Genomic DNA, 13,819 nt, shown 5'->3' with positions numbered 1-13,819 from the left:
AACAAATATCATTAAAATGAAAAACAAATTATTCACCTTCGCACTTTTATCTGCGAGTTCATTAAGCTTAGCACAGGTTGGGATTAATACCGGTTTGCCATCAGCAACTTTGGATGTGACCGGATTTCCTGCAATGTCAAGTAAACTGGATGGAATCATTGCTCCGCGACTTACAGGAGCAGAACTGAGAGCCAAAACCTACACATCTGCCCAAACTGGAGCCATTGTATATGTTACTTTAGCTGAATCAGCACCTGCAGGACAAACAGTTGATGTTGTCGCCCCCGGCTATTATTATTTTGATGGAACCAAATGGGGGAGCTTAAGCGCAGATTGGCGTATCCTTGGAAATACCGGTACTATAGCTACCACGGCTCCTCTGGGATCAGATGTTACTTCCGGAAACTATTTGGGAACAAATGACGGACAAAATATAGTATTGGTGACTCAAAAGAATGTGAAGGGGATTTTAGATGTCAATGGAACTTTACAGGGAGGAAACGCCAATAGCGCAACAGGACCTTTTGCTTCCTTTACCTGGGGATCTAATAATGTGCTTGCCAACAGCACCTCTTCCAATATAGCATTAGGAAAAGACAACACCGTATCTGCGCAGGGGAACTTTCCGGCTGTAGCTATCGGGCTGGGGAATAAAGCTACAAACGGAGCCAAAATAATAGGAAACTCCAATACGGCGAGTGGAGCTAATAATTTGGTGTTGGGAAATTCTAATACTATTACAGGTATTATCGGAGTCACTGTAGGGAATTCTAATACCAATAACGGAGGAATTATTTTCGGGACCGGAAATACGGCTTCTTCAAATAATATAGCTATTGGCTCAGGAAATACGGCTTCGGGAATTGAAGCAATAGCTATCGGAGTCTCCACTCAGGCCGCAGCCGGACAGACAGCTTACGGGAATACAGCACATGTTTTTACAGGAAAAAATGGAGCTGTTACTGATGTGGGTATCAATATGACTCCCAGTGCGGCTAATTTTGCGGATCTGGAAGTCAGTAAGGCCATCCAGATCAGAGGTGTAGCTTCTCCGGCCAATGCTGCCTGTGCCACTGTGGATGAAGGAGCTATCCGCTACAACACAACAACAAAAACACATGAAGGATGTAATGGCAGTAACTGGAAGCCTTTATACTAATTGAGAATAAACACAAACCTTATAAAAAATAAAAAATGACCAAAAAATTATTCGAGAAACTGATTGTAATGCTCATGGTAACAGTAATGTCGTCTGTAGCATTTGCACAACAAGGCTATGAACCTATCCGTGGGATGGGAGTAGAAGCAAAACCTGTAAATAACTCAGGAATTTGTTTGGCATGTTACAACGGAAGCATGAACCCGGTAATTGACGCCAATCTGGATAACAGTGTAAATATGGGGAATTTTGCTTCCCTGGTTAGTGGAAATGGTATATCGGTTAAAAATAAGAATACAACATATCCTGCCGGCTATATTACAGGGTTTAATGTGGATCTTGGAACCAGCTTTATCACGATTGATCTGCTAAGCTCAATGAGAATCAGTACATATAAAAATGGGGTTCTCCAGGAGTCAACTTCCAGTAGTACGCTTTTATCAGTGCCGGCATTTGGAGGAAACAAAAACAGGATATTTTTACATTTCAAAACTTCTAAAGAATTTGATGAAGTAAGGCTGTATCAGACAAACGTTCTTTCCGTATTCAGTGCTATGAATGTGTATTATGCATTTGCTTTTGATCCGGCCAGGGTGCCTGTTGATAATAATGGCATCTGTGATGATATTATTGCGGGAAGTGGTGTAGATGGAAATGTATCGGGGAGCAGTACTATTCTGGCTCCGCTTTCATATGTTCAGAATAAGGAAAGGATCGGGGATGGGAATAAGAACTCTTTCGGGACGATAGTTCTTCCAATCGGGTTATTAGGATCTTATTCAGTAGGAGTATTGGATAAAAATCAGGTATATCCTGCAGGGAACAGGGCCGGATTTGTGATTGAGCCTGATGACCAGGGAAAGCTTCTTAGTGCTGAATTTTTGAAAAATATTACAATAGAAACCTATCTGTTCGGACAACTTCAGGATTCAAAACAATTGTCTGACGGGGGAGGTCTTATTAATATTAAAGTTCTTGGATATGGTTCAGGAAAGCAGAAAGTAACCCTTACAACCTCTAAACCATTTAATGAGATTCGCCTGAAGGTGACACAAACCATAGGGTTTAATTTAGGAGCTTTGAAAGTATATTATGCCTTTGAAGAACCGGTATCTTGCGAATGTGATGATAAAATCCAGACCAGTGGCTCTTCGGTGCCCGGAAATCTGGTAACGGGAAGCAGCTGGACATCAGGACCTGGTTTTCTGGGGCTTATTTTAGCAAAAATGACAAATCCGGGCGCTATTGTAGATAACAACCCATCAAATTATGCCACTGCCACTGTGCCGGCAGCCTCTTTGTTTAGTATATTTTCGGCTTATGCGACGGTAAGCAGTAATGCAACCCTGCCGGCTAATACAATGGCCGGATTTACGGTGGAAAAAGCAGGAAACCTTCTTGGGGTAAGTGTTCTTGAGAATATTACGGTGACATTATATAATGGTAATACGCTAACGGATAGCTTCACAAGTTCAGGAAGTCTCATCAGTGGTAATTTCTTTACAACAAATTCAAACAAATTCTATGTCGGGGGTAAGGCGACAAAACCCTTTAACCGTATAAAAATTACGTTTAACAGTGGTACGGCGGTTCGCATTCCTCAAAACTATTATATTTATAATGCCTTCGCAAGCAGGGATGATGATAACGACGCAGTTCCGAATTGCTTTGACCGCTGTCCGGGAGGGGATGACAGTATTGATAATAATGGTAATGGTATCCCGGACTGTGCAGAAGGCTGTAATGCTGTAAATGATAAATCTCCTACACTGGATACAGACGGTGACGGGATTGTGGATGCTTGTGACCTGGATTCTGATAACGATGGTATTCCTGATACTGCTGAAGACTTTGATAAAAATGGTAAATTCCAGGACGATGATACTGAGGGAGACCTGGTATTGACACCTGTATTGGGAGATTCTGTTCCGAATTATCTAGACCTTGACTCTGATAATGACGGGGTGTTAGATTTGTTTGAGTCAGGAATTCCGGCATCGGTGATCAGCCAGATCGACACGGATCGTAACGGAATCATTGATAGTAATGTTGCAGTAGGTAAGAACGGTATTGCCGATATTCTTGAAACTTTTCCAGATTCAGGCATCCTGAAATATGCCATTAAAAATACAGATGGTGATGATAAACCGGACTTCCTGGATCTTACATCCAACGGTTCAGATCTTGATCTGTACCAGATCGGAAAAGGTAACCTGGATACTTTAGGAGGAGGATTCATTTCTACAATTGATGACAAAGATAAAGATGGTATTCAGGCGGTTGTAGATACTGATCTTATTAAGAGAGGAGCACCGGATTCTCCACTTTCTCCATACACTTCAGTATTGAAAAATTCTTCTGAAAGTGCAAGGATTGCCGGTGCATCGGAAGTAATTAATGCAGCCAATGATATTAAAATATATCCTAACCCTGTAAAAGCAGGAGAAAATCTTACCATTACCGCAGGAGAAGAAGGAGCTTATACGCTGTTCTCTGCAGAAGGAAAGGTGATTAAAGCAGGCAGGTTTACCGTAAATACCGGAATTGATACCACTTCATTACCAGCAGGAATTTATATTGTTAATATAGAAACCAAAACCAATGTGAAGTCTTATAAAGTGATTGTAAAATAATTACAGAAAACTTATAGAATGCTGTGCCGCCGGACAACAGGCGGCACTTTTCTTTTAATGGTCTCAAAATGAGATCATTTATTTGTATTAATGGAAGTTTTTTTGTATCTTTGCCCCTCTTTTGGCGCGGAAAATTGTTTGTAAATTTATAAAATACTGAAAATCAGCTCTTTCATTGTAAAAATATGAAAGGGATTTCGTGTTTATAGATATCGCGGTAATTACGCACAAAAGTAATAAAAATATTTTGCATTACGCTGTGAAAAGATATACCAGTGTTGCAGTTAGGAATCGGATTGTAAGAATAAAGAACAAAGAATAAAGACTATTTCTGATAGCGCCAAACATCTCCATGTCTTTTATCTTTTTTTCTTTTCTCTCCTTTCTCTTCCTGATATTTTTTAATAAAACAAAATATTTTTTAACCCTTTCTTACAAGTTTTATGAGTAAAACAAAATCAACAACTCAGGGAAATCCGAGAATTAATTTCTCATCAGCGAAAGGAAAAATCATTACTCCGGACTTTTTGGATATCCAAATTGAGTCTTTTAAAGAATTTTTCCAGCTTGATACACTTCCTGAAGCCAGAAAAACTGAAGCTCTTTACAAGACTTTCCAGGAAAATTTCCCTATTACGGATTCTAGAAACCAATTCGTATTGGAATTCTTAGATTATCTGGTAGATTCTCCACGTTATTCAATCGATGAGTGTGTGGAAAGAGGTCTGACGTATTCAGTTCCTCTGAAAGCAAGACTTAAATTGTACTGTACTGACCCGGAACATGAAGATTTCCAGACAGTAGTGCAGGATGTATATTTAGGTCCGGTTCCTTATATGACACCTAGTGGATCTTTCATCATCAACGGTGCAGAAAGAGTTATTGTTACGCAGTTACACCGTTCACCCGGGGTATTCTTCGGACAGACTTACCACGCTAACGGAACCAAACTATACTATTCAAGAATTATTCCTTTCAAAGGATCTTGGATGGAATTTACAACTGATATCAACAGCGTAATGTACGCGTATATCGACCGTAAGAAAAAGTTACCATTAACAACTTTATTAAGAGCTATCGGTTATGAATCTGATAAAGACATCCTTCAAATTTTCGACCTTGCTGAAGAAGTGAAAGTTTCTAAGGCTGCCCTTAAAAAAGTAGAAGGAAGAACATTGGCTGCGAGAGTTTTGAACACATGGTTCGAAGATTTCGTAGATGAAGATACAGGTGAGGTAGTTTCTATCGAAAGAAACGAAATCATCCTGGACAGAGAAACAATCCTTGAAAAGGAACATTTGGACCTTATCCTGGATGCTGGTGTGAAATCAATCCTGATTCACAAAGAAAACAGCAACGAGTTCTCTATTATCCAGAATACATTACAAAAAGACCCTACCAACTCTGAAAAAGAAGCAGTAGAGTACATCTATCGTCAGTTAAGAAACGCAGATCCGCCAGATGAGGAAACCGCAAGAGGAATCATTGAAAAATTATTCTTCTCTGAGCAGAGATATTCATTAGGTGAAGTAGGACGTTACAGACTAAACAAGAAGTTAGGTCTTAATATCCCAACTACCACTGAGGTTCTTACAAAAGAAGATATCATTGCTATTGTAAGACATTTGATTGAACTTGTCAACTCTAAAGCGGAGGTGGATGACATCGACCACTTATCAAACAGGAGAATTAAAACTGTTGGTGAGCAATTAGCAGGACAGTTTGGCGTAGGTCTTTCAAGAATTGCAAGAACAATCAAGGAGAGAATGAACGTTAGAGATAACGAAATCTTTACTCCACTTGATCTTGTTAATGCTAAGACTTTAACTTCTGTAATCAATTCATTCTTTGGTACCAACCAGCTATCTCAGTTCATGGACCAAACCAACCCACTGTCAGAGATCACTCACAAGAGAAGATTATCTGCACTAGGGCCTGGTGGTTTATCAAGAGAAAGAGCAGGGTTTGAGGTTCGTGACGTTCACCATACGCACTACGGAAGAATCTGTCCGATTGAAACTCCGGAAGGACCAAACATCGGTTTGATTTCATCTTTAGGGATTTATGCAAAAATCAACAGATTAGGTTTCATTGAAACTCCATATAGAAAAGTAGAAAATAGTAAGGTTGAACTTAATGCAGATCCTATCTACTTAAATGCTGAAGACGAAGAATCCAAAGTAATTGCTCAGGCAAACGTTGAATTGAACGATAATGGTGAATTCGAAACAGACAGGATTATTGCAAGACTGGATGGTGACTACCCGGTAGTAGAGCCAAACCAGGTTGACCTTATCGACGTTGCACCTAACCAGATTTCCGGTATTTCCGCTTCATTGATTCCGTTCCTGGAGCATGATGATGCGAACCGTGCATTGATGGGATCTAACATGATGCGTCAGGCCGTTCCTCTATTGAAGCCACAGGCTCCGATCGTAGGTACAGGGCTTGAGCAACAGGTTGCAAGAGATTCAAGAATTTTGATCAACGCTGAAGGTACAGGTACAGTAGAGTATGTAGATGCTGATAAAATCGTTATTAAATACGAAAGAAGTGAAGATGAAGATCTTGTATCATTCGAGTCTGCTACTAAAACATATAACCTTACCAAGTTCAGAAAAACGAACCAGAGTACTACCATTACCCTGAGACCAAACGTAAGAGTAGGTGATGTAGTGGAAAAAGGACAGGTACTTTGCGACGGTTATGCTACTGAAAAAGGAGAATTGGCTCTTGGTAGAAACTTAGTAGTAGCATTCATGCCTTGGAAAGGATACAACTTCGAGGATGCGATCGTAATCAACGAAAAAGTAGTACGTGAAGACTGGTTTACTTCAATCCACGTGGATGAATACTCACTGGAAGTTCGTGATACTAAATTAGGTATGGAAGAACTTACTGCTGATATTCCAAACGTATCTGAAGAAGCTACCAAAGATCTTGACGAAAACGGTATGATCAGAATCGGTGCTGAAGTGAAGCCTGGAGATATCATGATTGGTAAAATTACTCCAAAAGGTGAATCTGACCCGACTCCTGAAGAAAAACTTCTTAGAGCAATCTTCGGTGATAAAGCCGGTGATGTAAAAGACGCATCATTAAAAGCTGACTCTTCATTAAGAGGGGTGGTTATCAACAAGAAATTGTTCTCCAGAAACATTAAAGACAAAAAGAAAAGAACTGAAGAAAAACTTAAGCTTGAAGAAATTGAAAACACTTACAAGGCTAAGTTTGACGAATTGAGAAATACTTTAATTGAAAAATTAAATACACTGGTTAGCGGTAAAACTTCTCAGGGAGTACATAACGACCTTGATGAAGAAATCATCGGTAAAGGGGTGAAATTTACTCATAAGCTATTAACTTCAGTTGAAGATTATGTAAACGTTAGCGGTTCAGACTGGACAGTAGACGCTGACAAGAATGAATTGATCAAACAATTGATTCACAATTACAAAATCAAATATAACGACATTCAAGGAGTTAAAAACCGTGAGAAATTTGCCATTTCAATCGGAGATGAGCTTCCTGCAGGTATTATGAAGCTGGCTAAAGTTTACATCGCTAAGAAACGTAAACTGAATGTAGGAGATAAAATGGCAGGACGTCACGGTAACAAAGGTATCGTATCAAGAATCGTTCGTGAAGAAGATATGCCGTTCCTTGAGGATGGAACACCGGTAGATATCGTATTGAATCCACTAGGGGTACCTTCCCGTATGAACATCGGACAGATCTATGAAACTGTTCTTGGATGGGCTGGTCAGAAATTAGGATTAAAATTCGCTACGCCAATCTTCGACGGAGCTAGTCTTGATCAAATCACTGAATATACAGATAAAGCAGGTCTTCCTAAATTCGGTCACACTTACCTTTATGATGGTGGTACCGGAGAAAGATTTACACAGGCTGCTACAGTGGGTGTTATCTACATGCTGAAACTTGGACACATGGTTGATGATAAGATGCATGCACGTTCTATCGGTCCTTACTCATTGATTACTCAGCAACCGTTAGGAGGTAAAGCTCAGTTCGGGGGTCAGAGATTCGGAGAGATGGAGGTTTGGGCACTTGAAGCATTCGGTGCATCTAACATCCTGAGAGAGATCCTTACTGTGAAGTCGGATGACGTGATTGGTAGAGCAAAAACTTATGAAGCAATTGCTAAGGGTGAATCTATGCCTGAACCAGGTATTCCGGAATCATTCAACGTATTACTTCACGAGTTACAAGGTCTTGGATTAGACGTAAGATTGGAGGAGTAAGATATCAGATGTCAGACACAAGATGTCAGACTATGGCACTCTAAGAATTTTATAATCCTTGAATTTGGAATGATGATTTCGTCTGAAATCTGAAATCTGAAATCTAAAATCTAAAAAAAATTATGTCAAATAAAAATAAATCAAGTAGATTTAATAAAATAACCATCGGTTTAGCTTCACCGGAGTCTATTTTACAGGACTCAAGAGGGGAGGTTTTAAAGCCGGAAACTATTAACTACAGAACTCACAAGCCTGAAAGAGACGGGCTATTCTGTGAGAAAATTTTTGGTCCTGTAAAGGATTACGAATGTGCTTGTGGTAAATACAAGAGAATTCGTTACAAAGGGATCGTTTGTGACCGTTGTGGAGTAGAAGTTACTGAGAAAAAAGTAAGAAGAGAGAGAATCGGGCACATCAACCTTGTAGTTCCTATTGCACACATCTGGTATTTCCGTTCATTACCAAACAAAATCGGATACCTTTTAGGAATTCCTTCCAAGAAATTGGATATGATCATCTACTACGAAAGATATGTAGTGATCCAGCAGGGTATTGCTAAAAAGCTGGATGGTTCTGATTTTGAGCATATGGAATTCCTTACAGAAGAAGAGTATCTTGATATCATGGAAACCCTTCCTGTAGAAAACCAGTATCTTGATGATTCTGATCCAAACAAATTCATCGCCAGAATGGGTGCTGAAGCTGTTGAAGATTTATTAAAGAGAATCGATCTTGATGCATTGTCTTTCGATTTAAGACACAAAGCTCACAACGAAGGTTCCAAGCAGAGAAGAACTGAGGCATTAAAAAGATTAAATGTTGTAGAAGCATTAAGAGGTGCTAATACAAGAATGATCAACAAACCTGAGTGGATGATCATGCGTGTACTTCCTGTTATCCCGCCAGAACTAAGACCATTGGTTCCGTTGGATGGAGGACGTTTCGCTACTTCTGACTTAAATGACCTTTATAGAAGAGTTATTATCAGAAATAACCGTTTAAAGAGATTATTGGAGATCAAAGCTCCTGAAGTAATCTTGAGAAACGAGAAGCGTATGCTTCAGGAATCAGTAGATTCATTATTCGATAACACAAGAAAATCTTCTGCAGTAAAATCTGAATCAAACAGACCATTAAAATCACTTTCTGATTCATTGAAAGGTAAACAAGGTCGTTTCCGTCAGAACTTACTAGGGAAAAGGGTAGACTACTCTGCGCGTTCGGTAATTGTTGTAGGTCCGAACCTACAGCTTCACGAATGTGGTATTCCTAAAGATATGGCCGCTGAGCTTTACAAACCGTTTATCATTAGAAAACTAATTGAGAGAGGTATTGTAAAAACAGTAAAATCTGCAAAAAGAATTATCGACAGAAAAGAACCTGTAGTGTATGATATCCTTGAAAACGTGATGAAAGGTCACCCGGTACTATTGAACAGGGCACCTACTCTTCACAGATTGGGTATTCAGGCCTTCCAGCCTAAGATGATCGAAGGTAAAGCAATCCAGCTGCACCCGTTAGTAACTACGGCCTTCAATGCCGACTTTGATGGTGACCAGATGGCGGTACACTTACCGTTAGGACCGGAAGCGATCCTTGAAGCTCAGTTACTGATGTTAGGTTCTCAGAACATCCTGAACCCTGCAAACGGTTCTCCAATTACGGTACCTTCTCAGGACATGGTTCTTGGTCTTTATTTCATGACTAAAGAATTAAGCTCTACAGAAGATATGAAAGTAAAAGGAGAAGGTCTTGCATTCTATTCTCCTGAAGAGGCGGAAATCGCTTATGCAGAAGGAAAAGTTTCTCTGAACGCTAAGGTAAGATGTAAATTACCTGTTAAAGAAAATGGAGAAATCGTAACAAGACTGATCGAAACTACTGTAGGTAGAATTTTATTCAACCAGATCGTACCTAAGCAGGTAGGATATATCAATGAACTTCTTACGAAGAAATCATTGAGAAACGTTATCGGTAAGATCCTTGCTGATACAGATTTCCCTACAACTGTGAAGTTCCTGGATGCAATGAAAGATCTAGGGTATTCAAACGCATTCAAAGGAGGTCTGTCGTTCTCTCTTGGAGATATCGTAGTACCTGTGGAGAAAAAACAGATGATTGCACAATCAATTGAAACTGTAGACGAAATTAGAGCTAACTATAACATGGGTCTGATTACCGATACAGAACGTTATAACCAGGTAATCGACGTTTGGACAAACACGAACGCAGGATTAACTGAAATGATCATGAGCAGAATGAAAACTGACCAAGGTGGTTTCAACTCTGTGTACATGATGCTTGACTCTGGGGCGAGGGGTTCTAAGGAACAGATCCGTCAGTTATCAGGGATGAGAGGTTTGATGGCGAAACCGCAAAAAGCTGGTTCTACCGGTGCGGAGATCATCGAAAACCCGATCCTTGCTAACTTTAAAGAAGGTCTTTCCATCTTGGAATACTTTATCTCTACCCACGGTGCCCGTAAAGGTCTTGCGGATACCGCTCTTAAAACTGCCGATGCGGGTTATCTAACCAGAAGATTGGTAGACGTTGCACAGGATGTTATCGTTACAGAAGATGACTGTGGAACTTTAAGAGGAACAGAAGTTACTGCACTTAAGAAAAATGACGAGATCGTTGAAAAGATTTCTGAAAGAATCTTAGGTAGAGTATCTCTTCATAATATTTACGATCCTGAAAGTGATGAATTAATTGCTGAAGCAGATCAGGTAATCACTGAGCAACTAGCTAAGAGAATTGAAGAAGCAGGATTAGAAGCCGTAGAAGTACGTTCTCCGCTTACTTGTGAAGCTAAGAAAGGTATCTGTGCGAAATGTTACGGTAGAAACTTAGCAACTGGTAAGATGATCCACATGGGTGAAGCAGTAGGGGTAATTGCAGCACAATCCATCGGGGAACCGGGTACTCAGCTTACGTTGAGAACCTTCCACCAGGGGGGTACTGCAGGAAACGTATCAGAAAACCCATCTATCGTTGCAAGAAGAGACGGTATCGTTGAAATGGATGAAGTAAGAACCATTACTTCTGAAGATGAAAACGGTAATACAGCTGAGGTTGTAGTTTCTCGTTCAACGGAATTCAGATTAGTTGCTGATAACGATTCCAGAACACCATTAATGGTAGCTAACGTACCTTATGGATCAATATTATCTGTAAAACCAGGTGATAAAGTGAAGAAAGGAGATGTGATCTGTAGATGGGATCCGTATAACGCGGTTATCATTGCTGAAACTTCAGGTAAGGTAGAATACGAGGATATCATCCAGGGTATTTCATTCCAGCTTGAAATTGACGAACAGACAGGATTCGAGGAGAAAGTAATCTCTGAATCCAGAAATAAGAAAGCTGTACCTACCTTAAAAGTGGTAGACTCTAAGGGAGTTGAGCAAAAAGCTTACAACTTACCGGTAGGAGCCCACTTGATGGTTAATGATGGTGAGAAAATTAAGGCTGGTAAAGTCTTGATCAAAATCCCGAGAAAATCTGCAAAAGCAGGGGATATCACCGGAGGTCTTCCGAGAGTTACTGAATTATTCGAAGCAAGAAACCCTTCAAACCCAGCGGTTGTTACTGAAATCGACGGGGTAGTTTCTTACGGAAAAATCAAGAGAGGTAACCGTGAACTTATCGTTGAGGCTAAAACTGGAGAAAGAAAGATTTACCTGGTAAAACTTTCCAACCAGATTCTTGTACAGGAGAATGACTTCGTAAGAGCAGGTTCTCCGCTTTCTGACGGTTCTATTACACCGGAAGATATCCTAAGAATTAAAGGTCCGACAGCCGTTCAGGAATACTTAGTAAATGAAATTCAGGAAGTTTACCGTCTACAGGGGGTAAAAATCGATGATAAGCACTTCGAAATCATCGTAAGACAGATGATGACAAAAGTATCTATCGTAGATGGAGGTGATACTCAGTTCCTTGAAGGAGCTCTTGAGCACAAATATGACTTCCTGGAAGAAAACAACAGGGTATTCGGTCTTAAAGTAGTAGTAGATGCCGGTGATTCTAAGGAATTCAAGCCAGGTCAGATGATTACTGCAAGAGAATTAAGAGACGAAAACTCGAAGTTGAAACGTGAAGATTTAGCATTGGTAGAAGTAAGAGAAGCTCTTCCTGCTACAGCAACTCCGGTATTACAAGGTATTACAAGAGCAGCACTTCAGACTAAGTCATTCATGTCTGCAGCATCGTTCCAGGAAACAACTAAAGTTCTTAACGAGGCCGCAGTGGCTGGTAAAATAGATGATCTGAATGGTCTTAAAGAAAATGTAATTGTAGGACACAGAATCCCTGCAGGTACAGGTCTTAAAGAGTATCAGAATGTTATTGTAGGTTCTAAGAAAGAATTCGAAGACCTTAATTAAAATTAATGATTTGAAATTTGGGATTTGAAATTATTTTTATATTTTCACAATCTCAAATTTCGAATTTTAAAAACATAATTTATAACAATGGACAACAATCAAAATCCACAAGACGGAAACATCAACATCGAATTAAACGAAATGGTAGCTGCTGGTATCTATGCTAACTTAGCATTAGTAAACCACTCTCCATCTGAATTTGTAGTAGACTTTATTCAGTTGATGCCGGGTGTTCAGCAAGCTAAAGTAAGATCAAGAGTTATTCTTGCTCCACTTCACGCGAAAAGAGTATTAAACGCTCTTCAGCAGAACATCGCTAACTACGAGCAGCAGTTCGGAGAAATCAAAGAAGTTGAACCTTTCGTATTAGGTGGAAACAACGTACAAGCTTAAGATTTCTTTTACAATAAAATAGAATGCCCCGGTTTTTACCGGGGCATTTTTTATCAATAGCCCAGGCTAACATGTTTCAGGACAGTTTTAAATACACCTATATAAATTCACATATTCTTAATATTATCTTATTTCATTGTGTTTGAAGAGGGTTGGAATGAAGTAATCATTGATATCTTATTGTAATAATGAAAAGTTTTTATTTATCTGACATATTTATTGCATGATTTTATATATTTGTTTCAAATACTTGACAAAAAAGATATGATGAGTGATCCGTTTATTGTACAGAAATTTGGTTTTTTAGGCAGCGGTTTTTCAGCTGAACTTGAAAAACATGCGGTAATAGTCAATATAAAGGCCAAAACAGAAATTATAAGGGAAGGACAGAAAAATAAATATGTGCCCTTCCTCACGAAAGGTTCTATTAAAGTTTTTACCCTTAATGACGGCCGCGAGCTTATTTATTATTATATCAAACCGAGTGACAGCTGTCTTATGACCTTTTCTTCTATTTTCACAGATTATGTGAGCAGGGTATATGCTGTAGCAGAAGAAGACTCAGAAGCCCTGTTGATCCCTGTTTCTGTAATGCATGAATGGCTGATACAATTTCCGGAAATCAATAAATTATTTTATCATGAATATGACAGGCGCTTTTCCGAAGTCATGAATATGGTAAATGATGCCGTTTTCCACAAACTGGATAAAAGGGTTCTGAATTATATTAAACAACAAATTGCACTTACCGGAAATCATCCGATCAGAATAACCCATCGCGAAATTGCCAACAATCTTGGGACTTCAAGAGAAGTTGTAAGCAGGGTTTTAAAAAAAATTGAAAGCGATGGGGAAATTCAGCAAACAAAAGAAGGAATAAAACTGGCTGTAAATGAAAATGTTAGACTGATCTAATATATTTTGTTTAAAAATTTTTGCTTTCTGATTGATAAAAACAATCTCCTCGGTGACTTTTATCAC

General features: G+C 39.4%; 6 protein-coding genes. All 6 read left to right on the top strand.

The window, feature by feature from the left end; all coding sequences use genetic code 11:
- Positions 1-16 precede the first annotated feature (16 nt).
- The 6 genes from OK18_RS04900 to OK18_RS04875 all read left to right on the top strand — a co-directional run bounded on the left by OK18_RS04900 (position 17) and on the right by OK18_RS04875 (position 13,753).
- Positions 17-1,159: a hypothetical protein gene (locus OK18_RS04900; RefSeq protein WP_156173225.1), complete on the top strand. Its 1,143-nt coding sequence runs from the start codon at positions 17-19 to the stop codon at positions 1,157-1,159.
- 35 nt (positions 1,160-1,194) lie between these two features.
- A complete protein-coding gene (locus tag OK18_RS04895; RefSeq protein ID WP_053327294.1) occupies positions 1,195-3,792 on the top strand; it encodes a T9SS type A sorting domain-containing protein in 2,598 nt (865 codons plus the stop codon).
- 443 nt (positions 3,793-4,235) lie between these two features.
- The gene (rpoB, locus tag OK18_RS04890; RefSeq protein WP_053327293.1) at positions 4,236-8,057 is read left to right on the top strand and encodes a DNA-directed RNA polymerase subunit beta; all 3,822 of its coding nucleotides are present in this window, start codon (positions 4,236-4,238) and stop codon (positions 8,055-8,057) included.
- A 122-nt stretch (positions 8,058-8,179) separates the two neighbouring features.
- Entirely contained in the window at positions 8,180-12,445 is a 4,266-nt protein-coding gene (gene rpoC, locus OK18_RS04885; RefSeq protein WP_053327292.1) for a DNA-directed RNA polymerase subunit beta', read from the top strand.
- 87 nt (positions 12,446-12,532) lie between these two features.
- The gene (locus OK18_RS04880) at positions 12,533-12,838 is read left to right on the top strand and encodes a DUF3467 domain-containing protein (protein ID WP_002976436.1); all 306 of its coding nucleotides are present in this window, start codon (positions 12,533-12,535) and stop codon (positions 12,836-12,838) included.
- 264 nt (positions 12,839-13,102) lie between these two features.
- Positions 13,103-13,753 (top strand): Crp/Fnr family transcriptional regulator, encoded by a 651-nt coding sequence (locus tag OK18_RS04875; RefSeq protein WP_053327291.1) that lies wholly within the window; start codon positions 13,103-13,105, stop codon positions 13,751-13,753.
- The last annotated feature ends 66 nt before the right edge of the window (positions 13,754-13,819 follow it).

It is taken from the genome of Chryseobacterium gallinarum, from assembly GCF_001021975.1.
In the GTDB taxonomy this organism is placed as follows: domain Bacteria; phylum Bacteroidota; class Bacteroidia; order Flavobacteriales; family Weeksellaceae; genus Chryseobacterium; species Chryseobacterium gallinarum.
The sequence above is the reverse complement of the archived record's forward strand: the minus strand, read 5'-3'. Positions and strand labels throughout refer to the sequence as shown.

Bases quoted from the DNA above. Each gene is read 5' to 3' on its own strand.
- OK18_RS04900 (WP_156173225.1), top strand. From the start codon at position 17: ATGAAAAACAAATTATTCACCTTCGCACTTTTATCTGCGAGTTCATTA.
- OK18_RS04895 (WP_053327294.1), top strand. From the start codon at position 1,195: ATGACCAAAAAATTATTCGAGAAACTGATTGTAATGCTCATGGTAACA.
- rpoB (WP_053327293.1), top strand. From the start codon at position 4,236: ATGAGTAAAACAAAATCAACAACTCAGGGAAATCCGAGAATTAATTTC.
- rpoC (WP_053327292.1), top strand. From the start codon at position 8,180: ATGTCAAATAAAAATAAATCAAGTAGATTTAATAAAATAACCATCGGT.
- OK18_RS04880 (WP_002976436.1), top strand. From the start codon at position 12,533: ATGGACAACAATCAAAATCCACAAGACGGAAACATCAACATCGAATTA.
- OK18_RS04875 (WP_053327291.1), top strand. From the start codon at position 13,103: ATGATGAGTGATCCGTTTATTGTACAGAAATTTGGTTTTTTAGGCAGC.